The sequence below is a fragment of the Variovorax sp. Soil_C_33 genome, assembly GCF_057656935.1.
Genome location: NZ_JBDGJK010000028.1, coordinates 13,287 through 37,559 on the forward strand (window position 1 = coordinate 13,287; position 24,273 = coordinate 37,559).

General features: G+C 65.6%; 23 protein-coding genes and 3 pseudogenes. 6 read left to right on the forward strand and 20 right to left on the reverse strand.

All coding sequences use genetic code 11. The features are described from left to right. Positions 1 to 23 precede the first annotated feature (23 nt). Entirely contained in the window at positions 24 to 1,028 is a 1,005-nt protein-coding gene (locus AC3A6B_RS28735) for a helix-turn-helix transcriptional regulator (protein ID WP_487840043.1), read from the reverse strand. 120 nt (positions 1,029 to 1,148) lie between these two features. On the opposite strand from AC3A6B_RS28735, the gene AC3A6B_RS28740 reads away from it, so the two are divergent. Then, on the forward strand, positions 1,149 to 1,757 hold the full coding sequence (locus tag AC3A6B_RS28740) for a glutathione S-transferase family protein (protein WP_487840044.1): 609 nt from the start codon (positions 1,149 to 1,151) through the stop codon (positions 1,755 to 1,757). A 208-nt stretch (positions 1,758 to 1,965) separates the two neighbouring features. Further along, a pseudogene (locus AC3A6B_RS28745) lies at positions 1,966 to 2,406 on the forward strand (HTD2 family dehydratase); the annotation flags it as partial. Here AC3A6B_RS28745 and AC3A6B_RS28750 read toward each other — a convergent pair. The 16 genes and pseudogenes from AC3A6B_RS28750 to AC3A6B_RS28825 form a co-directional block, all read right to left on the reverse strand. Further along, positions 2,298 to 3,226: pseudogene (locus AC3A6B_RS28750) on the reverse strand (tyrosine-type recombinase/integrase). The pseudogenes AC3A6B_RS28745 and AC3A6B_RS28750 sit on opposite strands and share 109 nt — an antisense overlap. Before the next feature lie 268 nt (positions 3,227 to 3,494). Continuing rightward, positions 3,495 to 4,481: an NADPH:quinone oxidoreductase family protein gene (locus AC3A6B_RS28755; RefSeq protein ID WP_487840045.1), complete on the reverse strand. Its 987-nt coding sequence runs from the start codon at positions 4,479 to 4,481 to the stop codon at positions 3,495 to 3,497. Positions 4,482 to 4,489: 8 nt separating this feature from the next. After that, entirely contained in the window at positions 4,490 to 5,206 is a 717-nt protein-coding gene (locus tag AC3A6B_RS28760) for a hypothetical protein (RefSeq protein ID WP_487840046.1), read from the reverse strand. A gap of 343 nt (positions 5,207 to 5,549) precedes the next feature. Further along, complete coding sequence (locus AC3A6B_RS28765) at positions 5,550 to 6,995, reverse strand: IS1182 family transposase (protein ID WP_487840047.1); 1,446 nt, start codon at positions 6,993 to 6,995, stop codon at positions 5,550 to 5,552. Positions 6,996 to 7,177: 182 nt separating this feature from the next. Further along, positions 7,178 to 7,978, reverse strand: a complete 801-nt coding sequence (locus AC3A6B_RS28770) for a transporter substrate-binding domain-containing protein (RefSeq protein ID WP_487840048.1) — start codon at positions 7,976 to 7,978, stop codon at positions 7,178 to 7,180. A gap of 416 nt (positions 7,979 to 8,394) precedes the next feature. After that, positions 8,395 to 8,727: pseudogene (locus AC3A6B_RS28775) on the reverse strand (IS110 family RNA-guided transposase); the annotation flags it as partial. A 58-nt stretch (positions 8,728 to 8,785) separates the two neighbouring features. Continuing rightward, the gene (locus AC3A6B_RS28780) at positions 8,786 to 9,901 is read right to left on the reverse strand and encodes an NAD(P)H-dependent flavin oxidoreductase (RefSeq protein ID WP_487840049.1); all 1,116 of its coding nucleotides are present in this window, start codon (positions 9,899 to 9,901) and stop codon (positions 8,786 to 8,788) included. 205 nt (positions 9,902 to 10,106) lie between these two features. Continuing rightward, positions 10,107 to 10,472, reverse strand: a complete 366-nt coding sequence (locus AC3A6B_RS28785) for a GrpB family protein (RefSeq protein WP_487840050.1) — start codon at positions 10,470 to 10,472, stop codon at positions 10,107 to 10,109. Continuing rightward, positions 10,469 to 10,642: a hypothetical protein gene (locus AC3A6B_RS28790; RefSeq protein ID WP_487840051.1), complete on the reverse strand. Its 174-nt coding sequence runs from the start codon at positions 10,640 to 10,642 to the stop codon at positions 10,469 to 10,471. The genes AC3A6B_RS28785 and AC3A6B_RS28790 overlap by 4 nt, the downstream gene beginning before the upstream one ends. Next, a complete protein-coding gene (locus tag AC3A6B_RS28795; protein ID WP_487840052.1) occupies positions 10,611 to 11,057 on the reverse strand; it encodes an asparaginase domain-containing protein in 447 nt (148 codons plus the stop codon). The genes AC3A6B_RS28790 and AC3A6B_RS28795 overlap by 32 nt, the downstream gene beginning before the upstream one ends. Positions 11,058 to 11,106: 49 nt before the next feature. Further along, positions 11,107 to 12,387 (reverse strand): TRAP transporter large permease subunit, encoded by a 1,281-nt coding sequence (locus AC3A6B_RS28800; protein ID WP_487840053.1) that lies wholly within the window; start codon positions 12,385 to 12,387, stop codon positions 11,107 to 11,109. After that, positions 12,384 to 12,968 carry a TRAP transporter small permease gene (locus AC3A6B_RS28805; RefSeq protein WP_126837276.1) on the reverse strand — a complete coding sequence of 195 codons (585 nt, stop codon included), beginning with the start codon at positions 12,966 to 12,968 and terminating at the stop codon, positions 12,384 to 12,386. Before AC3A6B_RS28805 ends, AC3A6B_RS28800 begins: the two co-directional genes overlap by 4 nt. 37 nt (positions 12,969 to 13,005) lie before the next feature. Next, entirely contained in the window at positions 13,006 to 14,031 is a 1,026-nt protein-coding gene (locus AC3A6B_RS28810) for a TRAP transporter substrate-binding protein (RefSeq protein ID WP_126837277.1), read from the reverse strand. A 50-nt stretch (positions 14,032 to 14,081) separates the two neighbouring features. After that, positions 14,082 to 15,425 (reverse strand): amidase, encoded by a 1,344-nt coding sequence (locus AC3A6B_RS28815; RefSeq protein ID WP_487840054.1) that lies wholly within the window; start codon positions 15,423 to 15,425, stop codon positions 14,082 to 14,084. A 28-nt stretch (positions 15,426 to 15,453) separates the two neighbouring features. Further along, positions 15,454 to 16,209, reverse strand: coding sequence for a 2-amino-5-chloromuconate deaminase CnbZ (cnbZ, locus tag AC3A6B_RS28820; protein WP_487840055.1), 756 nt, complete (start codon positions 16,207 to 16,209; stop codon positions 15,454 to 15,456). A gap of 105 nt (positions 16,210 to 16,314) precedes the next feature. Continuing rightward, a complete protein-coding gene (locus AC3A6B_RS28825; protein WP_487840056.1) occupies positions 16,315 to 17,229 on the reverse strand; it encodes a LysR family transcriptional regulator in 915 nt (304 codons plus the stop codon). A gap of 1,165 nt (positions 17,230 to 18,394) precedes the next feature. Between AC3A6B_RS28825 and nbaC the strand changes: the two genes are divergently transcribed. Together nbaC and AC3A6B_RS28835 are read left to right on the forward strand one after the other, a co-directional pair. Beyond that, the gene (nbaC, locus tag AC3A6B_RS28830; protein ID WP_487840057.1) at positions 18,395 to 18,928 is read left to right on the forward strand and encodes a 3-hydroxyanthranilate 3,4-dioxygenase; all 534 of its coding nucleotides are present in this window, start codon (positions 18,395 to 18,397) and stop codon (positions 18,926 to 18,928) included. A gap of 253 nt (positions 18,929 to 19,181) precedes the next feature. Then, entirely contained in the window at positions 19,182 to 19,379 is a 198-nt protein-coding gene (locus AC3A6B_RS28835; protein WP_487840058.1) for a hypothetical protein, read from the forward strand. Here the strand turns inward: AC3A6B_RS28835 and AC3A6B_RS28840 are convergent. The 3 genes from AC3A6B_RS28840 to AC3A6B_RS28850 form a co-directional block, all read right to left on the reverse strand. Beyond that, positions 19,291 to 19,611: a helix-turn-helix domain-containing protein gene (locus AC3A6B_RS28840; protein ID WP_487840059.1), complete on the reverse strand. Its 321-nt coding sequence runs from the start codon at positions 19,609 to 19,611 to the stop codon at positions 19,291 to 19,293. The genes AC3A6B_RS28835 and AC3A6B_RS28840 overlap by 89 nt on opposite strands. 91 nt (positions 19,612 to 19,702) lie before the next feature. Then, a complete protein-coding gene (locus tag AC3A6B_RS28845) occupies positions 19,703 to 20,725 on the reverse strand; it encodes a Bug family tripartite tricarboxylate transporter substrate binding protein (RefSeq protein ID WP_487840060.1) in 1,023 nt (340 codons plus the stop codon). Then, a complete protein-coding gene (locus tag AC3A6B_RS28850) occupies positions 20,722 to 21,720 on the reverse strand; it encodes a Bug family tripartite tricarboxylate transporter substrate binding protein (protein WP_487840061.1) in 999 nt (332 codons plus the stop codon). Before AC3A6B_RS28850 ends, AC3A6B_RS28845 begins: the two co-directional genes overlap by 4 nt. Positions 21,721 to 21,883: 163 nt before the next feature. On the opposite strand from AC3A6B_RS28850, the gene AC3A6B_RS28855 reads away from it, so the two are divergent. Together AC3A6B_RS28855 and AC3A6B_RS28860 are read left to right on the forward strand one after the other, a co-directional pair. Continuing rightward, positions 21,884 to 23,338: an FAD-dependent oxidoreductase gene (locus AC3A6B_RS28855; RefSeq protein ID WP_487840062.1), complete on the forward strand. Its 1,455-nt coding sequence runs from the start codon at positions 21,884 to 21,886 to the stop codon at positions 23,336 to 23,338. Positions 23,339 to 23,406: 68 nt separating this feature from the next. Further along, positions 23,407 to 24,249 (forward strand): IclR family transcriptional regulator, encoded by an 843-nt coding sequence (locus AC3A6B_RS28860; protein WP_487840063.1) that lies wholly within the window; start codon positions 23,407 to 23,409, stop codon positions 24,247 to 24,249. The last annotated feature ends 24 nt before the right edge of the window (positions 24,250 to 24,273 follow it).

The window sequence follows — 24,273 nt, forward strand, 5'->3', positions numbered from 1 at the left end:
CGCTGCTGCGAGAAGCCTGACGCTCAGGCGGGCCCTGCCATCCTCCTGTTCTTCTTCCTCGGCTTCTCGCCGGCCGCAAGGCAGCGCGCGAGACGCTCGCTCGCGACGCGCAGCCGCTGCTTCAGCGCGGCGGGCTCCAGCACCTCGTAGTCCACGTCGAGCGCCATCAGCCAGTAGACCAGCGAATCGAGCCCGTTCGCGCCACACTGGAGGAGGCATCGCTTCGCATCGATCTCCTCCAGCAAGCCGGCCGATGGCGGAATGCGCTGCGCCATCGCCGCGCGCGGCGCGTGGAGCACCACGCGCGCCTGCTCGGAGTAGGGGTTGACCGCGAGCGAGCGCGACACATAGGCGCGCAAGTCGCCGCCCTCGGGTGCGGGGCGCGGCACGAAATGGGCGCCGGTGGCGAGCGTGCCCGCGATGCGATCGATGCGGAAGGTGCGCCAGTCCTGGCGCGCCGGGTCCCAGGCCACGAGGTACCAGCGCTGGCCGGTGTGCACCACGCCTTGCGGCTCCACGGTGCGGGCGCTGGCGCGGCCCTGGCTGTCGGCGTAGTCGAAGGACAGGCGCAACTGCTCGCGGCAGGCGGCCGCTAGTTGCGCGAGCTGGGCCGCGTCGACCACCGGCCCGGCCCGATCGAGCGGGACGATGGCGGAGCGCAGCGCGTCGATCCGGCGGTGCAGGCGCGACGGCATCACCTGCTCGAGCTTGACGAGCGCGCGCAGCGACGCCTCCTCGATGCCGGTGACGGCCCCGGCCGTCGCGGTGCGCAGCGCGATCGCAGTGGCGAGCGCCTCCTCGTCATCGAGCAGCAACGGCGGCAGCGCGTGGCCCGGGCGGAACGCGTAGCCACCCGCCACGCCGCTGCTGGCATGCACGGGGTAGCCCAGTTCGCGCAGGCGGTCGATGTCCCGGCGCAGCGTGCGCGGGTGGATCTCCAGCCGCTCGGCGAGCTCGGCGCCGGCCCAGTGGCGGCGGGTCTGCAACAGGGAGAGCAGGCGAAGAAGACGCGAGGAGGCGGTCAGCATGGCAGCAGGACTGTAGCTCGCATCGAGGGCGGAAACTGTCCGCAATGACATCTAGAGTTCACGACATCGCAGCTGCGGCCGCAACAGTCCCCTGAAACCCCAATCCAACTAGGAGCCACCATGTCCCTCGTCCTCTACTGGCACCCCATGTCCAGCGCCACCCCCATCGCTTGCGCCCTCGCCGAGCTCGGCGTGCCGCACGAGCGCGTCAAGATCGACATCCGCAGCGGCGAGCAGCGCAAGCCCGACTACCTCGCGCTCAATCCCAACGGCAAGGTGCCCACGCTCACGGTAGACGGCGCGTCGATGTTCGAGGCGCTCGCGATCCACCTGTGGCTAGGCGAGCGCTACGGCGTGGCGCGTGGCCTGTGGCCGAAGGCGGACACGCCTGAGCGCCTGCAGGCGACGTCCTGGTGTGCATGGTCCTACGTCACCTACGGCGCGGTGCTGGTGCGCCTGCAGGTCGCGGCGCATGGCGAGGAAGCGCTGCGCTGCGCGGCCCATGAGGAAGCCGCGCGCGAAGGGCTGAGCCAGTTGCTTGCGCTGCTCGACGCACGCCTGGCGAAGCAGCCCTGGATGCTGGGCGCGGACTACTCGCTCGTGGACCTCGTGGTCGGCTCGGTGATCGGCTACAGCGTCCACATCGGTGCGCCGGTGTCCTCGCACCCGCACGTGCAGGCGTGGCTGCAGAAGGTGCAGGCGCGGCCCTCGATGCAGATCGAAGCCTAGGGAGGCTACTGCTTTCACGCTTGGGGCCGGCTGGGTCCGGCGACTACGCGATCGCCCGAGGCGTTTCTCGTCGCCAGCTTGCGAGATTGAGCTGCAGTTCCTGGTCTCCGGTCCTGACCGCATTCTGAAGTAGGCGCTCGGAGCCAACCGATCCACAAACTGCTGGTTGGCTGACGCGGGACCAAGGCTTCATCGGCATTGGCATGTCTTAAGAGTCGGTGACCGCGTCGCGCGAACCTCGACCATCGACGACGTGACCGTCAAAGAGGGTCGCACCGGCACGCTTGTCTTCGTCAAAATCAGGCACGAGGTGCGTTGCAACGACAGCAGCGATCCGGCGCTCGTCGAATTTCACGACATCGTCCACCGTGAGGCGCAGGGCCCGAACGATGTTGCGACACCGCCTCATGCCGCGCCTGCGGAAGCCCAATGGAAGCGCTCCATCGTGCCGGATGACGTGCTGCTGTTTCGCTATTCGGCGCTCACCTTCAACGGCCACCGCATCCACTATGACAGGCAGTACGTCACCCAGGTCGAAGGCTACCCCGGCCTGATCGTGCATGGACCGCTGATCGCAACGCTGCTGATGGATCTTCTTCGGCGCCAGATGCCGCAAGCCGATGTGGCCAGCTTTCGATTCAAGGCGGTGGCCACGTGCGCGTAGATCGTGGTCGTGTCCAGCCGCTTGTGCCCGAGCATTACCTGGATCACACGGATGTCGACCTTCTGCTCCAGCAGGTGAGTGGCGAAGCTGTGCCTCAGCGTGTGCATGGTGACACGCTTGTCGATCTTGGCCACCTCGGCGGCGTCGTGGACGGCGCGGTTGAGCTGGCGCGCGGTCAACGGGTCCACCGGGTTCATGCCCGGGAACAGCCAACCGCCCGACAGCATCTTGCCCTGTGCATGGGCCAGCCGCCACCACGCCCGCAGTCGTTCAAGCAGGACGGGCGAGAGCATCGCGTAGCGGTCCTTGCGCCCCTTGCCCTGATCGACGCGCAGGGTCATGCGCTGGCTGTCGTTGTCGCCGACCTTCAGGGCAACGATCTCACTGACCCGCAGCCCTGTGCCGTAGGCAATCGACAGTGCCGTCTGGTACTTCAGGTTGGCGGCCGCGGCGATCAGGCGTGCAACCTCCTCACGGCTGAGCACCACCGGAAGCTTCTGGGCCACGCGCACGGGGCTCATCCCGGCCATCAGTTCGCCACGGCCAAGCGTGACGTCGAAGAAGAACTCAAGCCGGTGATGGTCGCATTGAGCGTGATGGGAGAGACGCCCCGATCGACCAGGTTCAACTGGAAGCGCCGCAGATCCTCAGCGGTGGCTGTGTCGGGAGAGCGGTGGAGAAAGCTGGCGAGACCCCGCACTGCGCGGATGTACCCCGCCTGGGTCTTGGGTTCGAGCTTGCGCATGCGCATGTTGTCGAGCATGCGCTGGCGCAGCGGCGAGACGGCTTGAGTCGAAGGGATCATGATCCTGCTCCTGTCGAAGAACGAGGCCGATTGCCTCGCTCCTCAACATAGACAGGGGCGCCATGCTTGCCATCCGCCGCGGCCTCAGCGGCGGGCTACCGCGGCAGCGGTTTAGTCCCAAGACTGATTGCCGAAGTTCGGCGTGCTCGCGCGGATGGGTACTATCGGCCAGCACCGGGCACTCGCGACCGTCTGGTTCAGGCGTCCGGATCGACGGGTTGCGTCTTCGACCGGGTGTCCGAGGCCGCGAGTCTCGAGCGCCAAGAGGCTACAGTCTGCTGCTGCAGCGCAAGACGACTCGGCCGCGCACCGTGCGGTTCGCCACTGCGTTCATCGCGTCGGCGGCTCGTTCGAGCGGCAGCACGTCGCTCACATGCGGATGCAACTGGCCGGTGGCGACGAGCTGCATCAACCTCGCGTCTGTGGCAGCGCTTTCAAGCGGGAACTTCTCTGCCCAGGCACCGGTGAACACGCCGACGATCGAATAGTTTTTCAGCAACGGCAGGTTCATCGGCACGCTCGGGATCTCGCCGCCAGCAAAGCCGATCGGCATCAGCCGGCCGCACCAGCTCATCAGCCGTGTCATCTCGGCGAACACGCTGCCGCCCACGTTGTCGAAGCAGACGTCGATGCCCTTGCCGTCGGTAAGCGCCTTGACGCGCTCGCGCAGCGGCTCCGCCCGATAGTTCACCGCCGCCATCGCGCCGTGCTCCATCACGAAGTCGATCTTGTCGTCAGAGCCCACACCGGCGATGACGCGCGCGCCGAGGTGGCGCGCAACGTCCACCGCCGCGAGGCCGACGCCGCCGGCCGCCCCGGTGACGAACACCGTCTCGCCTCTGCGCACCGCTGCCCGCTGCTCGAGCGCATAGAGCGCAGTCCTGTAGGCGTGGATCACGGTCGACCCGGTGTCGAAGTCGACTCCGTCAGGCAGCGGCGCGGCCTTCAGCTCGGGGACCACCATCGTCTCCGCGTACGCGCCGAACCAGTGACTGCAGGCCACCCGGTCGCCTGGCCTGAAGCGGCTGACGCCGCGGCCGACAGCCCTGACGATGCCTGCGCCGTCGGTGCCCGGGACGAATGGCGTCGCGGGTTTTATCTGGTACTTGCCCGACACCATCAGGTAGTCCATGAAGCTGACCGCTGCGGCGTGCACGTCGATCTGCACTTGGCCCGCCTCGAGGGTCGGCTCGGGCATCTGGCCGACGCGCAGCGCGTGCGGGCCATCGAAGCTTTCGCAGATGACGGCGCGCATGGACGCTCTCAGCGATCGAGGCTCGCGACCACGATCCAGGTGGCCTGCGCGACGGCGATCGAGTCGCCGGCCTCGGACACGATCGCAGTGCCGGCGAAGCGCTTGCGGCCGTCGGTCGCAAGCGGCCAGGCGACGACGACGCAGCGCTCGCCGGGTCGGACGTCGCGGTCGACGCGGGCCGACAGCTCGCCGAGCAACATCAGCTCGTCGTTCGCCGGCTTTAGCGCGAAGGCGCCTGCACAGTCGAGTGCGGCCCATAGAAACTCGGTCGCGACGTGGCCCGAGGTGTCGGCCAGCGAGGCATCAGGCACCCACGGCGCGGCGAACACCGATTCGTCGGCGGCGGTCGGGCCCGGAAAGATGCGCATACCGTCGCCCTCGGCTCGTTGTGGCCCGCAGACGAAGCAGCCCGGCAGGTGGTGGTGCACGAAGCCGGGGTAGCGCTTCGACGCGGCCTCAGCCTCTACGAAGCTCGGTGTCGCGGACACAAGGAGCTCGAGATCGCAGCAATGCGCCTCGGCAACGAGCACTTCGCCGTCGAGCAGGCGCGCCTCGTCGCCCGTGGCCTCGACCGTCAGCTCTCGCTCGAGCGGCGGCGGCGCGCGAAGCCGCACTCTTGCCGGCGCGGCGAGATAACGCGCCAAGCGGCCACACACGTAGCCGCCATTGCCCGACCGTGGCGGGCCATTGAATCGGCGCGGGATTGCGAGGCTGGCAACGATCACGCGCCTATGCTACTCCTCTGCGGCGGGGACGCTGCGCCCGCATCGTCGAGCACGGGCGCCAGCTAGGCCAGCGGCCGCATCCAATGCGCCGACGCTCATGATTGGAAGAAGGTGGCGGACATGATCCGCGCCGACGCCGACTTCTGAGCGCCCGCTTTGCTGCGCCGAATCGAGCATTGCGAGCTTCCGGTTAGGGCCGAGGCCGTGTGCAAACGCTCTCCTTTAGTGTGCAGGCGATGACCCAGGACGCGGCGAAGTTGCCAATAGCGGTTTGTCCAGTAGGCGGTGCTCGGCAAGTGCGCCGGGGTCGTCTAAATTGATCGTTGGAGGGGGCCTTACGAGCTCACGCCCCCATCAATCTCATCGCCTTCATCGTCCTGGCTATACCCAAGATTGCGATCACCCTCTTCAGGTTGTAAGCCAGCACGTGCAGGCTCATCTCGGTGCTCACGTGCTCCAGTTTCCTCGTCAGGAAGTGCGTCCAGCCCATCCAGTGCTTGAGGGTTCCGAACACGTGCTCAACGGTGCTTCGCAACGTCATGGCCATAGGCTTGTGATCCAGGCGTTGCTGAACGCGCTCGAGCACCTCCTCATACTCCCACCGCCGGATGCGTCGGTAGTCGCCGGGCGTGCATTGATCCTTCATGGGACACCTGGGGCAGGCGCTGGTCCAGTAGAGACGCGCCTTGAGTCCGTTCCTCTCTGACGTGCTGAACCTGTAGATGGCTCGTTCGCCTGCAGGACATTGATACTCGTCAGCCTTCGCGATGTAGATGAAGTCGCTCTTGTCGAAGCGTCCCTCGGCCTTGGCGTTCGAGGTCATCGGCTTGGGCACGTAGGTCGCGATGCCCGCATCCTCGCAGGCCCTCAGCTCCGTGCCGTTGAAGTACCCGCGATCTGCGAGCGCCTGTAGTCTGGTCTTGCCCATCGCCTCGCGCGCAGCCTTTGCCATCTTGCTGAGTTGCGCGCGCTCGTGGCCGACGTTGGTGACCTCGTGAGCCACGATCAGGTGGTGCCTGGCATCGACGGCAGTCTGGACGTTGTAGCCCACCAGGCCCGTGCTCTTGCCTGACTGAAGCATCGAGCGCGCATCGGGATCGGTGAGCGAGCGTTGGCCGTCAGGCTCCTTCTTCAACTCTTCCCTGGTGTCATCGAGCTGCGTCATCTGCTCGCGCAGCTTCTTGATCTTGTCCTGCAGTCGCTCGGTCTTGGCCTCAACCTCCGCAGGCTGCGTGCGGTCGGCCGTCTCCAGCGCGTCGAGGTAGCGTTGGATGCTCTGCTCGATCTGCCGCTGCCGCGCGTCGATCTTGCCGGGCGTGAAGTTGCGGTCGCGGCTGTTGACCGCCTTGAACTTGCTGCCGTCGATGGCCACGATCGCGTGCGTGAACAGCTTGAGCTCGCGGCACAAGATGACGAAGCGGCGGCAGACGTTGCGAATACCGGCTCCATTGTCGTGTCGGAAGTCGGCGATGGTCTTGAAGTCCGGCGCGAGCCGGCCGGTGAGCCACATCAGTTCGACATTGCGCTGCGCCTCGCGCTCCAGGCGGCGGCTGGACTGAATGCGGTTCAGGTAGCCGTAGATGTAGAGCTTCAGCAGGACTGAAGGGTGATATGAGGGGCGCCCAGTGGCTGCGGGTTCAACGCCTTCGAAGCCCAATGAATAGAGGTCCAACTCCTCGACGAACGCATCGACGACTCGCACCGGATTGTCTTCGCCGATGTAGTCGTCAAGGCACTCTGGCAGCAGAGTGACCTGCTGACGGTCTTCGCCTTCGATGAATCGCTTCATAGGCCACCACCTCGTTCAAACGGGTTGGCTCAATATAGGCGGCCATCACGGGAGTTTCCACACAGCCTCGGCCCGAAGCCGTCCTAGTGCCTGTCAAACTTGGCGCCGCGAAACGGTCGTCCAACGGGGTGCTCAATGGTCTCGACTTGCCGTCGTCCGCTCCTACCCAAGGTTGGAGAGTGTCATTTCAATGGGGCGACGGTTACGCCACGCAGGCCGGCTCTGTCGATCGCAGTCTTGACTAGGTTGACTGCTTTTGCCTCCTCGACGAAGTTGCCGACGTACGAAGCAGCGATGGGCTTGCGCCCCTTGGGCACGCCCATCCCGACCGGTTCGACGAGGAATCGGCCGTCGAGCACCCGCGAGCCTGGCTGACTGCCGGACCGTTCGAAGAGGGTCGACTTGGTCGCGGCGATCACATCCGCTTGCTTCGACACGAACACAGGATCGAACAACTCATCGACACTTTTTGCGCGGACAAGCGTCGCATTCTTAAGGTTGTTCGAATGGTACAGATCGGCACCGGCCTTTTCGATTACGGCAATTCGGATTCCGGGCCTGTCCACGTCCGCCATTGTGGAAATTGGCACGCCGGCGCGGACGAGGTATCCCTGCTCGACGTCAAGGTAAGGTGCGGAAAAATCGATTGCGGCCGCGCGCTCCGCATTGATGCCCATCAGCACGACATCCCATTCCCCGGACTTCGCGCCGCTGAGTATTGCTGCGGCGTTCGCATAAGGGACCGGCTCGAACGGCACTTCAACGCGGCGTGCAAGTTCCTTCCCGAGATCGACAGCCTGCCCTTTGAGCTCGCCTGTCGCAGGGTCCTTGACCACGTAGAGCGGAGCCGAGAGAAATGCCACCCGAAGTTTCCCGGTCGGAGCTAGCGCCTGTTGCGCTTCTGGGGTGGATGTTCGAGTGCTTGCACAGCCTGCAAATAGCAAGGCAAGTACGCCAACGACGAACCAGCGAGCGATACGCATAGCATCCCCCTTCGAAGACCGCCAAGTCGCGAAAATGCTGCGCCCCCATTGACGGTGCATTCATCCAATACTTCCGAGCGGCAAAGGAGCGTCTCGCTAGCGCGACTGTGCCTTAGGTCGTGCGCCGCGGCAAGTTTTATGTAGTGCGCCGCCCCTGCGGAGGCTATGCATAAAGATGCTATGTAGGACTACCCGAGTCACCGCCGTTTAGTTAGAACGGAATTTCCAACCTCTGACCAAGGAGACGGAAATGACGACACAGACAGTCCTACGCGCCAAGCATACGGCGAAGCCTGGCGACCTGTACGCGAGCTTCGAGCTTGGCGACAAGAAGTGGAAGATGACCGCCGGCGATGGCCAGCGCGGACCGAGCCGATACACGCTGGACGCAGGCGACACGACTGCGGTCATCGGTCCTCGGGCGTCGGCTCGCGCAGCACCGACCACGCACGTTCGCCCGCGTGCTGGCGCAGCAGCATCGCCAGCAGCTTGTCGCCGTCGAGGCGATCGGTCTTCGCTCGTCTTGCGCGGCGGTTCACCTCGATGCTGGCGGCGTCGACCACGATGTTGTCGACGCCTTGCTCGACCAGCCAACGGTGCAGCCACCAACCGTCGCGGCCGGCTTCGTAGCAGGAGTACGTCTTCGCCCGTGGCTCAAGCTTGCAGCGTGCCTTGACTCTGGCCAGCTCTCGGTGGACGCGGCGCGCGTCTTCGTGCGGCGCCCCAGTAGTCACGTCCCGAGCCGATGGGCTGAGCGACGAACCAGGCGGCGGCGTGATGTAGCGCGTCGCCGTAGGACCACTGGCCTCAGCACTTTGCGGAGCCGACAAGGCGCTTGAGCTGCTCTCTCAACCCGGCCTCCAGTGAGGCCATTATCTCAGCCGCAGACGAGCATTCGCGCGCCATTCGAAGTCCTTGGCCCGCAAACAATGGCGCCCATTCGATGTCGTTCTGCCGGACTGACTCGGCATAGATGTCATCCGCAGCCAGTGCCTGGTAGGGCCACCCTAGGATCGGCGCGGCCGTAGCATCCACCGCCCGGATCGCTTCGTTGTGGAAGGCCCGCGCCGGCCGGCCTGTCAGGGCGCGAGTGATCACGGTGTCGGTTTCGGTGGCCTCGATCAGGCGACGGCGGTAGGCCGCGAAGCTGCCGCTTTCAGTGGCCAGCAGGAATCTGCTGCCCAGCTGGGCGGCCTGGGCTCCGAGCACCAGGGCGGCAAGGACGCCGCGGCCGTCCATGATGCCGCCAGCGGCAACGACCGGAACCTGCAGGGCGTCCACCATCTGGGGTACCAGGGCCAGCGAGCCGACGAGCGGCGCCTCGACTCCCGAAGGGAGGTCGAGCGTGGAGCGATGGCCACCCGCCTCGCTGCCCTGCGCAACGATCGCATCGACACCGGCGGCCTGCAGTCGCAATGCGTCGGCCACCGACGTAGCCATAGCCATTACGAAGGCGCCCGACGCTTTCGCCCGGTCGACCCAGGGTCCTGGGTCACCCATCGCGAAGCTCACCACCGGAACCCCCGCTTGGCACACGAGGTCGAACTGTGCGTTCATCGGCGAAGGCGGCAACTGCAGCGAGGTGGCGCCGGGCGCCAGCCCGAGCCTTGACCGTCCGGCGTCGAGCGCGCCCTGCATGCCGGCAACGTCCGACGGCATGGCGTCCGGCGGCGCAAGCAGGAAGTTCACCCCGAAAGGCCGCGCGCTCAGTCGCCGCACCGCGTCGATCTGCTCGCGCAGCTGGTCCAGCGAAAGGCGCGCCGCGGCGAGCATGCCCAGCCCGCCGGCGTTGGACACGGCGGCGACCAGCGCAGGCGTGGTCCAGCCGCCCGCCATGGGTGCCTGCACGATGGGCAAGTCGACGCCGAGGCGCATACACAACGCAGTCCTCAGAAAAGAGTCGCGCAAGTCGATGGCTGACATGGTGTTCCTCCGGAGCCGAGGATTTGGAGTATCGGTCGCAGCCACGGTTCTGGGCCACCGAACTATCGAAGCGAATCACGGCCGCTCACGCTTGGCGCAGCCTAGTGGGGTGAGATTGCCCGGTCGCGGCCGGTCATGTAAGGCGGCTCATGGCCGCATTCTGCCTGTCGGCAATCGAGGAACCACATGATGTCGTCCCACCGAGTCACCGGGTTGAGATCTGGGCCTCGATCTCCTTGATCACAGCCTCCTTCTCCTTGTTGTAGACCTGCGGGTTCGCCGGGTCTATTGCGTGAGCTCGATCCTTGGCTTCCTCGTACCTTCTACGCAGATCCGGGCGACGGTTGAGGATGCCCATGAAAGCCAGGGAGTCCTTGTGCACTGGGTCTCCGCGGTGGCAGATGTGCACGTTGATGTTGAATCGCCGCCCATCATGCAAGACGGAAGCGCAGACGTAGGGCTTCTCATCCCTATCCACCCAAACTTCCCGACGGTGGAAGCCCGCGAGCTCAAAGGTGCGTTGCTCGGCTCGAAGATCCTCGCGGCTCGTGATTGCCGCAATGTCGATCATGGGCTTGCCGCGCAGACCGACGACAGCCGTACTGCCATATGCACCAGTTCGATTTTTTGCAGGTGCGACCTCACGTACGCATGCACCTTGGAGAAGACGTCGCTGTAGGCAAGGTCGTAAGGCACGACGTTCCGGTGCTCAAGCCCCTCGTCGAATGCGTCGAGCGTCATATGGCTTGGTTGTGTGAGCGACGGCAGTCGATCGAATTCTGCTCCGTTCGCGAACGACCGGTTGAATCCGCAGCCGACTACGGTAGTACGCGAGCATAGGCTCAAGGACCGCTTCCGCTGCGGAGCAGCCGTCCAAGGCGAAGTGCCAACTAGCCCCCTTCAGATCGAGGTAGTTGGCCGGCATGTTCGAGAAGCTGTTGACTTCGATGGTCGCGTACTTGCCTGCATCAGGTACCGTCTGCATCAGGTCATCCTCCGAAATCGCGGGGACGACGCCTTGGGTCGCAGGGTCGACCTTCACGGCGATCGTCCCACCCTTGGCGATGAATTGCACCACGGGTCGTGCTTGCGCCGATGCGTCCATCGCCGCCAGGCACATCGCCAAGGATGCCGGAGTTCTTCTCAATGCTTTCATGGTCGATCTCGCAGAAGTGGTGGAGCCGGTGGGCGGGCCTTGCGTCTCGCTAGCCACCGAACCATCTGGCAGGCACGGTGACGAGCGAGGGGAAAAGCACCATCAGGAACATCACCAGCAGCTCGGCCAGCATGAAGGGCCACACGCCCTTGGTGACCTCGTCGATCTTCATGCGGCCAACGCCGGCCACCACATTGAGCACGGTGCCTACCGGTGGCGTGATGAGTCCAATCGAGTTGTTGATGATGAACAGCACACCGAAGTAGACGGGATCGATTCCGGCGGCCTTGATCACCGGCATGAGCACCGGCGTCAAGATCAGGATAGTCGGCGTCATGTCCATCGCGGTGCCGACAACCATCACGAGCACCATAATGGCGATCAGCAGCAGCGTCGGGTTGCCCATAAATGGCTGGAGCAAGCCGATCACCTTGCTCGGCAGGTCGGCCACCGTGACGAGCCATGCCGACACCATCGCCGCGGCGATGAGCAGCATGATTACCGAGGTGGTTTTTGCGGCGGTGACGAAGATGGCGTATAGCTGATTGAGCTTCAGCTCGCGGTAGACGACGGTAGCGACGAACAGCGCGTAGACGGCGGCGACAACGGCGGCCTCGGTCGGCGTGAACACCCCCAGGCGCAGGCCGACGAGGATGATCACAGGCAGCATCAGCGCCCAGGTCGATGCGCGCAACGCGACCAGTACCTCGGCGCGCGACTTGCGCGGCGGCGCTTCGATCTTCTCGCGCCTGCCGAGCCACCACCAGGTGAACCACAGCGACGCGCCGATCAGCAGTCCCGGGAAGATGCCGGCCAGGAACAGCTTGGTGATCGACACGTTGGCCGCAACGCCGAAGATGACGAAGCCGATGCTCGGCGGGATGATCGGTCCAATGATTCCGGAGGCCGCGATGAGGCCCCCCGCACGCGCCTTGTCGTGCCCGGCCTTCACCATCATCGGCAACAGCAGCGCAGTCAGCGCGGCGGCATCGGCAACGGCCGAACCGGACAACGCGGACAGCAGAACTGCGGCCATGATCGCCACATAGCCGAGGCCGCCTTTCACATGGCCGACCAACGCGAGCGCCAGGTCGACGATTCGCCGCGACAGTCCGCCGACATTCATGATCTCGCCCGCCAGCATGAAAAAGGGCACCGCCAGCAGCGGAAAGCTGTCGGCGCCGTTGATCACGTTCTGGGCCAGGATCTGCGAGTCGAACAGGTCGAGGTGCCACATCAGCGCCACGCCGGTGGCGAGGAGGGCGAAGGCGATCGGAATGCCCAACGCCATCGTGCCGAGCAGGGCCCCGATGAAGATGGCGACCGTCATGGCCGACCCCCGTGGGGGTTCAGGCGGGATGCGTCCTCTCGTGCCAGCTCGGCCTGCAGCGCCTCGAGCTCCCCTTGTTCTTCGGATTCCTTGACCATCACCAGTTCGTCCTCGCTCAGCTGGCCGGAGAGCACTCGCCAGAGGTCAAGCGCGATCAGCACCGCGGCCGACACGGCGAACACGATGCCGGACGCATAGAAGATGGCGACGGAGGCGCCGGTGACCGGTGCGCTGACGTCCCAATTGATCGTTGCCTGCTCGAGGCTGCCTTTGAACACCAGCCACGCGATGAAGAGCATCAGCAACTGTCCGATGACGAGGCACGCCTTCTTGCCGGCGACGGGCAGGCGCGAGACAAGCATGTCGGTGCCCAGATGGGCATGCTCCTTCAGCGCGACGATCGCGCCGAGGAAGGTGAGCCAGACGAACAGCCAGCGTGAAACTTCCTCCGACACCGTGATGCCTGAGTTGAAGCCATAGCGCAGCACCACATTACCGAAGACCAGAACGACCATGATCGCCAGGAAGAGAGCGATCACGCCGTTCAGCAGCCGACAGTACACCTCGATCAGGCGCGTCATGATCTCTCTTCCTTTGGTTGCTTGAGGGCTGGCCCGATCACTTGGCGCTGCGCGCCTTGCCGAGCTCCGAGAACAATTCCTGTGCGAGCGCCGGATCGACCTGCTTCACGTACTTCTCCGTCACGGGCTTGAGCTTCTCGCGAAGCCGCTCGCGCTCCTGCGCGGGGAACTCGGTCAACGTCATGCCTTTGCTCTTCAGGAACTCTGCAGCTTTGGCGTTGACCTCCCGGTTGGCCTTGCGCTGGTAAGGCTGGGCCTCCTTGGCCGCATCGATCAGGAGCTTGCGTTCGTCCGTTGAAAGCTGGTCCCAGATCTTCTTGCTGAACAGCAGCACGATCGGATTGAAGGTGTGCTTGGTGTCCGAGCCGTACTTCTGGATCTCGTAGTACTTCGAAGCTTCGACCAGCGAGTACGGATTCTCCTGGCCGTCCACAGCCTTCTGCTCGAGCGCCGTGTAGACCTCGGGCAGCGGCAACGGCGACGAGTTCGCGCCGAGCGAGTTGAACATGTCGATCATCACCGGGATCTGCATCACGCGCAGCTTGAGGCCCTGCAGGTCCTCCATCTTCGCGACCGGGCGCCGGCTGTTCGTGACATTGCGAAAGCCATGTTCGAAATACGTTAGGCCGATCAGGCCCTTCTCGGGCAGCTTGTCCAGCAGCTTCCGGCCGACGGGACCGTCGATCACGAAGTCGGCCTCCTTCTCGTTGTTGAAGAGGAAGGGGAGGTCGAATAGCGTGAATTCCTTGATGGCCACAGAGAGCGATCCGGGCACCACCATCGTCAGATCCACCGTCCCGCCCTGCAGCGACGAGATGATGGCCGCATCACCGCCGAGCACGCCCGCGGGAAAGAGCTTCACTTTCATCTTCCCGCCGCTCTTCTTTTCGAGGATCTCGGCGAAGCGCTGCGCGCCCATCCCTTGGGGATGCTCCTTCTGGTTGACGAACGCGAGCTTGAAGTTGCGCTCCTTGATGTCTTGAGCGTGGCCGGCGCCGGCCATCGCGAATGAGGCAGCCAGCGTGCAGAGAGTAGCCAGGATGCGCTTGGAATATGTCGTCATTTGAATGTCTCCTTTGAAAATCAGTGGAGCGGCCGCGTGCCAGCCGGAAGTCAACGCGGCCCGAGGACGCGCTCGATGGCCGCACCGACCGCCAGCACGTGCCGGTCTGTCCCTGTCGGGCCGCAGACCATGAACCCGACCGGCGCCGCTCCCTGTTCGTGGCAAGGCAACGTCAGCGCGCAGCCATCGAGGAAGTTGACGACGCCGGCGTTGCGAAGCAGGCGCAGGTTCCAACGCACGTAATCGTCGTCGCTGCGTCCGGCTTCTTCGATCGTCGGCGCTATGCAGGCCACGGTCGGCATCACGACAGCGTCGAAAGGCGCAGCCGCGGCAGAGAACTGGCCGATGGCCGACGCCCGCAGGCGGAGGAGTTCGATGTGATCGGCCGCGCCGATGTGGGCGCCGAGGGCAATGCGCTGGCCGACGCGTGGATCGTAGAGATGCAGCCGGTCCAGGTTCTTGCGGTGCACGACAAAGGCTTCCGCGCCGGCGATGCCGCCGCCCTCGAAGTAGGATTGATGCGCGTCGAGCGGCGGCACCGTCGCCGTCGTGATGCAAGCTCCCGCTCGCGCCAATGCAGACAGCGTGACGCCGAAGGCGCGCGCTACGTCGTCGTCGAGGTCGTCCATGAGGCCTCCCTGAGGTACGAGCAGGCGAAGGCCGCGGACCTCCAGCGGCACGAGCGGGGATGGCCTGGTTCCGGCGAGGATCGCGTCGTACGTCGCGCAGCACGCGACGGAATTGGCCAACGGCCCGACGGAATCGAGCGTCCACGACAAGGGGAAGGCGCCGTCCGTCGGCACTCGCCGCGCTGTCGGCTTGAAGCCGACCACGCCGCACAGCGCCCCCGGGATCCGCACCGACCCGCGCGTGTCCGAGCCGAGCGACATGACGCTCATGCCGTCGGCTTGTGCCACGGCCGCGCCGGAAGAGGACCCGCCAGGCACCCGGCCCGTGCTGCGGTCCCACGGATTGCGCGGCGTTCCGGTGTGCGGATTCAGCCCCACGCCGCCGAAGGCGAACTCCACCATGTTGGTGCGTCCGATGATGATGGCTCCGGCAGCACGCAGTCGTGCGACGGCGGCTGCATCCTGCTCGGCGGGCGCTGCGTCGGCCAGGAGTGCCGAGCCCGCACGCGTGACTTGGCCGGCGACTGCGAACAGGTCCTTGACCGACACTGGCAGGCCTTCGATCGGCGAGCGAATGATGCCGTGTTCGCGCATTGCATCCGACGCATCGGCCATCAGGCGCGCCGCGCCGGCATCGACCTGCGTGAAGGCGCGCGGCCCCTCGGCGGAGGAGTCCGCGATGCGCTCCAGGGCCTCCTCGACCAGCTGGCGCGAGGTGGTTCTTCCCTCCGCCAGGTCGGTTGCCAAGTGCTCTGCCGTTGCCATTCTGTGCCTTGGTCGTGTCCGCATTGGCCTAAGCGTGCACGAGTTCGCGCGCAACGCGGCGCAGATCCATCTCGTACTCCAGATCGACGATCGGCGGACGCGTGAACTGCCAGGTGACGCCGCCGCGCGCCGTACCCCGTTGCACGAGCTCCTGCCACATCAGCGGTCCGATGTCGTGCACGGTGTAGGCCTGCGTTGCGATCGCGTCTTGCCAGGAAAAGCCGAGGGCTTCGAGCCGGCGCGTCATCTCCGCCACCACATAGCGAACTTTCTCGCGCAAGCCGTTCGGGCTGGTGTCGCCCAGGCGCACGATGACGTCGCGGTAGTTCGGATGGCCTTCGGGTGCTTCGCCGCCGCCAGCGACCACGAAGCTCGGCAAGGTATCGCCGTCATCCGGCACGGTGTAGGAGAAAGCATGGAACACAGGCGTCTCCGGGGCTTCGTGCACCGGGCAGACGTTGGTGCGCGCCACTGGATTTGTATCGCCGTCGACCAGGCCCCAGCGTTCGAGCGTCTGCACATAGTGGCGATTGAACTCGACGAAGCCTTCCTCGGAGAACGGCGCCGGTGATCGCAGTTCGCAGCCGCATAGCGCAGCGAGAGGCCGGCCGCGCTGCGCCAGCTGCGCGGCGATGGCGTCGAACCCCTCGGTCATTGCAGGCGGGCGTTGGAAGCGCACCCGCTCGATCACGAAGCCGGGCTGCGCGGCGACACCGGCGGAATACTGGAACACGGCCTTGACGTATCGGTAGCCGCCGGGTTGAAAGTCAACAACTTGGGTCATGAATGAGTGCCTCCGTTCGTGCAACTCTAGTCAGGTTGCTACCCGTGAAGAAGGCTAATTTCGGCACGAAAATGTTGCCGATATGCGAACACGCGCCTGGCGTGATTAGCCGCGCTCAGCGGTCGCGCCGTAGCGCGTCATGCCGGCCTTGAACGTCTCCAGCAGCTTGCGCGCCGCCGGGGACGGCTGGCGCGACGGCATCGTGATCAGGCTGATGCTCGTCTGGGCCAGGTCGCGCTCCTGCAGCGGCACAGCGCAGAGCTCGCCGTTGGCGATCTCGCGCAGCGCGGCATAGCGCGGCAGGAAGGTCAGCAGCTCGGAGTTGCGCACCACGCCCTTGGCCATCTCCAAGGTGTTGGTCTCGATGCTGAGGTGCAGCGGCGTCTTGGTCTTGAGTGCAATGCCGTCGATCAGCGACCGGATCTGGAAAGTATGATCGGGCAGCGCCACGCGCTGATCCGCCAGCGCCTTAAAGGAGATGCTACGCCGCGAGGCGAGCGGATGGCCGACGGCGACAATGACGCACAACGGCTGGTCCAGCCGGGCATGCACCCGAAACGGATTGCGCTCCGGAAGGCCGAATGCCAGTGCCAGGTCGAGCTCGCCGTCGCTCAGCAGTTCAAGCACTGCGCGCGAGCCGACGACCGACACGGCCACATTGATACCCGGATACCGCTTGTTGAAGCTTGCGAGGTAGCGCGAGAGGAAGTAGGTCACCATGCCTTCGACGCTTCCGACCTTGACCTGCCCCGCCTGCAGCCCGGTGATCTGCTGCAGCGACTCCCGCATCATCTCGAAATCGGCGCTGGTGCGTTCGGAGTACGCGAGCACGAGTTCGCCCGCGGCGGTCAGCGTCAGGCGCCGCGCCCGTCGGTCGAAGAGAGCAGTCTGAAGGGCCGTCTCGAGGTTCCCGATCTGGCGGCTGATCGCGCTGGGAGCGATCGACAGGTGCTCCGCTGCGCGACGGATCGAGCCGCTGAGGGCGACTTCGCGGAAGTAGGTCAGGGCGAGGGGGAGCATGTTGCGCGCGCACTTGGCGCGATGAATGTCGGGATGGGAGCATTCTGCCGACTGACCATCGCACGCAAAACTCGTGGCCCCGCCGGTGATCTGAATTGCGCATCAAGTGATGCGGCGGGCTGATGTTCTGCTTCAGGTCGAAGTCGGTGCCGGCGGCGGGCATGAACTGCCACATGAGGCCTATCGGCTCATCCACTGGGGAGTCTCGCCGCGTGAGAAGGCAAGTCTGAGACATGAAACAAGCCCTTGATCCGCATCACTGACCTTGAAACTGCGACGTCGGACGACACAACTGCGCCGACGGGGACGCCTGATTCCCAGCGATTTCGCGGCTGCCGGCCAGCGCGAGGGGGCAAAATTCAAAGTAAGTTGAAAAACTTGTCGGGTAATTCAAAGTAGCGTGAACAAGCAGTTCAAGGTGTCGTGGCTCGGCATGTCGTAAGTACCTGATCTATCAAGACCGCCGATTCAAGATGAGCTGATCATCGACACTTGAATTTTTTGCAGCTTAGTTTGAACTGGCTGCGAAACGCCACTGGACGTTCGTGAATGCGCAACTGAACTTGCGTTGGCTGCGGCCGGTGTTCGTGTCTGGACCGTCTGGCGAGCCACTGAACTTTCCGTGGACGCGCCATTTACGTGGCGTGGTCTTGCAGTTCGAGGAAGGCCGCGCCGCCGCCCTGAGGCAAGGCGAAGCGTGCGGTAGGCCGGTGCCAGCGCACACCGCACCGCTGAACTGGAGGTGCTCAGGGCGTTGCCCCGCGACGCTTGTTGGTTACGCTGGAATAGTCCCATTCGCCAAGTCAAAGAGACCGACGCAGTCGGCATCTGAGGTTGCAAAACCGGACCGGGAAACGTATTGATGGGAGCGGCGCCCGGCAATCGAATTGACAAAGTTTGAGAATCCGCGCCGGATGTATGTCGCAGAGAGCCGACACGACGCAAATAAATCAATCCACTCGAATAGTTTCGGCTTACGCAGCAGGTTGTATGGAACGCAGGGCAGGGGGAAGGACAGGCAGAATGCGGCCGACTGCCGGAAACGGCCACAAGCTGCCGCTCCCGAAGGACCGCTTTGAGGCGTTCCATGGCGCGCGCACCTTCAGCTTCTACCCTAGCGGCACCGCTGAAGTCCTACAATGACGAAAGTAGGAGGGCCCATCTTATGGCCGGCCCGCTGAGCGCTCTCAACCTCGATCGGTGGATCGAAGCGCACCGCGACGAACTGAAGCCGCCGGTGGGGGCACGGATGATCTGGGAGGACTCTCAGTTCATCATCATGGTCGTCGGTGGTCCCAATGCTCGCAGGGACTTCCATATCGATCCCAGCGACGAGTTCTTCTACCAGCTCAAGGGCGACGTCGTGCTGGAGATCATCGGCGGCGACGGAAAGCGGCTACGGCAAGTGATTCGCGAGGGAGAGGTTCTGCTGCTACCGGCCAACACGCCCCACTCCCCTCAGCGCCCGGCGGACACGGTGGGGCTGGTCGTCGAACGAGCCCGCGGCGCCGGGGAGCCGGAAGGCTATGCTTGGTATTGCGAGCGATGCGACGCGAAGCTGTATCAGGTGTCGCGTGGCGAAGGCGATCTTCTGCAGGATTTGAAGAGGGCCTCAGCGGAGTACAACGCAAGCGAGTCGCTGCGCACGTGCAAGGCGTGCCGATATCTGCAGCCCGTGCCAACAGGGCCCCGGCTGTAGACGCAAAGTCGGGCATCAGCCCTGTGATGGGCGGCCCAACGCGTCATCGAGCGGAGGTCCTAAGGCCGCCTGGCTCGCCCCTGGGTGTCGTCAGTCCAGTGACCGCTTGGAGGCGGGCTGGATCAACACCGTAGACGCCTGCTTTGGGGCCCCATCCGGATGCCGCTGTTTGAAGCGCGTGCACACCCACTCGCCGTAGGGCAGGATGCGGCCAACCCCAGACCTTCGCGGCGCCCTCCACCACGAGCTTTGCATGAAGAACATTCAGGTCATCGATGGCGCAGTGAACTGCGTCTACGACATCTTTTCCGCCACTGATGAGGAGTTCGCGCTCATCTTTCCTGATGGTCAGGACATCGCATTCATGGCCGCGGCTGGCCGACGACGTAGCCATGCCCCGTGCACGGTGCGATCAGGACGTCGACGAGCTTGCGGCGCAACTGATGGATGAAGACGGCGATAGTGTTGCTCTCGACCGCGCTCGCGCCGCCGTAGACGGCGTCTTGCAGGTGGTTGCGCGTGACCACGTGGCCTGGCCGTTCGAGTTCGCTGAGCGCGAGCCGCGCGGCCGGCGCATCGCGGACGTGGTCGACGGTCCAGCCGCTCTGGCGTGCGCCGTCGCACCCCGCCTCCCCCCGAATGGCATCGTCTTCGACCAGGAGCAGGAGCAGGAGCAGGTGCATGGGTGTGGGGATGTGGCGTGTGGAAAGCAGTGCGGATGATGCCCAGAGTTTTTAATCTCTCGTTGCGTCACGCGTTGCGGCCGGCGCCGCGCTATTGCTTGGCAAGCCCGAGCTTGCGGATGATGTCGCCCCACTGCTCGTAGGTCGCGCGCGTGAGCTCGGCCAGTTGCGCGGGGCTCGACGACTCGGCCTCGTAGGCGCCCTGGCGGAAGAAGTCGCGCGTGGCGGGCATCGCGAGCACCTGCGCCAGCGCGGCGTTGAGCTTTGCGACCACCGGCGCGGGCATGCGCGCGGGACCGTAGAAACCCAGCCAGCTCGGCATGTCTACGCCGCTCACGCCCTGCTCGGTCATCGTGGGGACGTCGGGCAGCATCGCGCTGCGCCTGGGCGCCGCCACCGCGAGCATGCGGACCTTGCCGGTGGCGGTGTTCTGGATCGCGTTGGGCGCGGCGTCGAAGTAGTACTGCACGCGGCCCGCGAGAAAGTCCTTCGCGGCATCGGCGCCGCCCTTGTATGGCACGTGCACCACGTCCAGCCCAGCCTGCTTCGCAAAGGCCTCGCCGTAGATGTGCGAGGAGGTGCCAGTGCCGAAGGAGGCGTAGCTCATCTTCCCCGGATTGGCCTTGATGTAGGCCACCAGTTCCTGCACCGTGCGCGCGGGCACGCTCGCATGCACCGTGAGAACCAGCGGGCCGCGCGCGCCGAGCGAAATGGGCGTCAGGTCCTTGAACGGGTCGTAGCGCACCTGCGCCAGCGTCTGCGGGTTCTGCGCCACCACGGAAGAGGGCGCGTACATCATTGTGTAGCCGTCGGGCGCGGCGCGAATGACTTCCTCGGTGGCAAGGATGAAGCTCGCGCCCGGCCGGTTCTCCACGATGACCGGCGTCTGCAGCGCTTCGCCGAGCTTGTTCGCGACGAAGCGCGCCTGCGCATCCGAGGCGCCGCCCGCCGCAAGGCCGAGCACGATTCGGATGCTGCGGCCCTTCTCGGGAAAGGGTGCGGGATCGGCCGCGAGCGCGACACACGGCAGCGCGGATGTGCCCAGTGCGAGCCCGAGCCCGAGCCATGCGGCAATGCGCCGGCGGCCGATGAGGGAGTGCGGCCGGGCGTTCATTGCTTCGCCAGCCCGACCTGCTGCACCATTGCGCCCCACCGTTCGTAGGTCGAGCGCGTGACGCCGGCGAATTCCTCGGGCGTGCTTGCCCCGGCCTCGTAGCCGCCGCTGCGGTAGAACTCGCGTACCTGCGGCATCGCCAGCACCTGCGTGAGCGCAGCGTTGAGCTTCGCGACCACCGGCGCAGGCATGTGGGCCGGCCCGTAGAAGCCGAGCCAGCTCGGCAGGTCGAGGCCCGCCACGCCTTGCTCGGCGAAGGTCGGCACGTCGGGCAGCGCGGCAATGCGCGCGTTCGCGGCAATCGCGAGGATCTTCACCTTGCCGGTGCCCGCCGTGATGACCGCCGAGGAGGCCGAATCGAACATGTACTGCACGCGGCCGCCGATCAGGTCCTTGGCCGCATCCGAGCCGCCCTTGTAGGGAATGTGCACCGCGTCGAGGCCGGCCTTCTTCACGAAGGCCTCGCCGTAGATGTGCGACGAGGTGCCTGCACCGAACGAGGCGTAGCTCACCTTGCCGGGATTCGCCTTCACGTAGGCGATGAGTTCCTTCACGTTGCTGGCCGGCACGGTGGCGCTCACCGACAGCACCAGCGGCCCGCGGCCGCCCATCGAGATGGCGGTGAAGTCCTTGAACGGGTCGTAGGGCACCTGCGAGAAGGTGTGCGGGTTCTGCGCCATGGTCGACGAGGGCGCGTAGAGCAGGGTGTAGCCGTCGGGCAGCGCGCGCGCGACCTCGCTCGCGGCCAGCATGGTGCTGGCGCCGGGCTTGTTGTCGACGATCACGCTGGTGCCCAGCACCTCGCCGAGCTTCTGCGCCACGATGCGCGCCTGCGCATCGGTGCCGCCGCCGGCCGTGAAGCCCACCACGATGCGTATCGGCTTGCCGCCGCGCACGGGAAAGTCTTGCGCCAGCGCAAAGGGCGCCACGCCCAGGAGGGCCGCCGCGCCGAGCGCCGCGCCGAGTGCGCGGCGGGTGCCGCAAGGTTTTTTCATCGATGTCTCCGTTTGGATGTCCTTCTAATATTGATTTAGAAAGTCATAAAAATCCATGCTGATTAGGGAATACCCCGACCAAACGCCATCTTTCCGCTGTTATGGTTGACAAAATGAACATGAAAATCAAAATACAACAAAAGCCCATCCAAGACACTCATCCATGAAAACTGTCGTCCGCACCGACGAGCGCATCCTGTCCTCCGACATCTTCGACCGCGACAGCCGCGTCAAGCGGCCTGACCACGGCACCTGGGCCGAGCCCGGCAAGGACATTCCGGTCTACCACCGCTGCGGCGTGCTGGTGGTGGGTGGCGGGCCGTCGGGCACCGCGGCCGCCGCGGCCGCCGCGCGCGCCGGCGCCGACGTCGCGCTGCTCGAGCGCTACAACCACCTGGGCGGGCTTTCCACCGGCGGCCTCGTGATCTGGATCGACCGCATGACTGACTGGGAAGGCCAACTGGTGATCCGCGGCTTTGCCGAAGAGCTGTTCGACCGCCTGCCGGCCGACGCCATTGCCGGCCCGGCGCGCGAGGACTGGGGCTCGCAGGACGCGGCCAAGGCCGCGCACTGGTCGCAGCGCACAGCCGCCTACCACGGCGTGGTCACGTGGTCGCCCACCATCGACCCTGAGCGCCTCAAGCTGCTGTCGCAGGAGATCGTGCTGGAGCGCAAGGTCAAGCTCATCTACCACTCGTGGGCCGCGATTCCGATCGTGCATGACGGTGCGGTGAAGGGCGTGGTGTTCGAGAGCAAGGAAGGCCGCATGGCGATCATGGCCGACGTGGTGGTCGACGCCACCGGCGACGGCGACCTGTTCGCTCGCGCCGGCGCGGCTTTCGTGAACGACATCGAGGAGGCCGACGTGCACCACTGCATGAACACCTCGTGGCTGTTCGGCGGCGTGGACATGACCCGCTGGATCGAATTCAAGGCCGGCCAGCCCGAGGCGTTCAGCGCCTTCATGGCGCGCGGGCGCGAAGTGTGCGGCCTGTTCGAGCGGCCCTTCGTCTCGTGGCGCAACGACGTGGCGCTGTTCATGGGGCCTCGGCAGTCGGGCTATTCGGCGCTCGACGTGGACGACCTCACGGCCGTGGAAGTGCGCTCGCACCGCGCGATGGCCGCGCACCTGGACTACTTCAAAGCGCATGCGCCGGGCTTCGAGCAGGCCTACCTGATGCTGAGCGCACCGCAGATCGGTGTGCGCCATGCGCGGCGCCTCTCCGGCGTGGGCGCGGTGCTGCGCAGCCAGTGGCCCGACGGCGTGGCGCTGGCCGACGAGGTGGGCGTGACGCCCGCGGTGTCGCCCAAGTTTCCGAACATCTCCATTCCCTACGGCGCGCTGGTGCCGCAGCAGCTCGATGGCCTGCTGGCGTGCGGCCGGCACATCTCGTGCGACCGCAACTCGCACGGCTTCATGCGCGAGATTCCGCAATGCTGGATCACAGGCCAGGCCGCTGGCGTGGCGGCGGCGCTGGCGTCGCGGGGCGGCATCGAACCGCGCTTCGTCGACGTGGGCGAGCTGCAGTCGGCGCTGCTCGCGCAGGGCGTGTACCTGCGCTCAGGCGCCGCGGGGCAGGGCGTACAGGCGCGGGCCGCGGCCGAAGCCGGAATCTGAATCGCATGAACCCGGCCGACGCGCTTTCGCCAGCCTCTACATTGCAGAGTCTTGCAAAGGGTTCCTCCATGTCCACTGACAAAAACGACGCCTCTTTCTCCGCGGCCGATGCCGCCGATGCGCGCGGCGACCGCGCCGACACCGTGAGTGCGCTGGAGCGCGGCATCTCGGTGCTGCGCTGCTTCAGCGAGGCGCGCCCCGTGCTGGGCCATGCCGACATCGCGCGCATGACAGGCATCCCGCGGCCGACCGTCAACCGGCTCGTCGCGACGCTGCTCTCGCTGGGCATGCTCAAGGCCGCGCAGGTGGCCGACCGCTTCATGCTCGGCCCGGGCGTGGTGTCGCTGTCGCGCGTGTTCCTCGGCAGCCTCGACGTGCGCGCCGCCGCGCGGCCCAGCATGCAGGCGATGGCGGAGGAGGTGGGCGCCTCGGTCTACCTGGCGATACGCGACGGCATGGAGATGGTGCTGATCGAGGCCTGCCGGCCGCGCTCGTCGATGCTGTCGGCGCGGCTCGACGTGGGCTCGCGCGCGCCGCTGGCCAACTCGGCCCTGGGCCGCGCCTATCTTTCGGCGCTGCCCGAGGCGCAGCGCAAACAGCTGGTCGATTCGATGCGCCTCTTGCGCGGCCCCGAGTGGGACAGCATTGCGCCCGGCATGACGCACGCCATCGGCGAAGCCCGGCGGCTGGGCTACTGCCTCTCGCTCGGCGAGTTCCACCGCGAGATCAATTCGGTGTCGGTGCCGCTCATCGGGCCCGACGGCGAAGTGATGGCGCTCAACGGCGGCGGGGCGGCCTTCGTCTTCACCGAGGAGCGCCTGCGTAACGAACTCGCACCACGCCTGCACGACATCGCGCTCACCATCGCGCGCGACATCGGCGGGCACGTGCCCACGCCCTTGCGGGGCTAGCAGCCCCGACCGGGCCGACCCTAC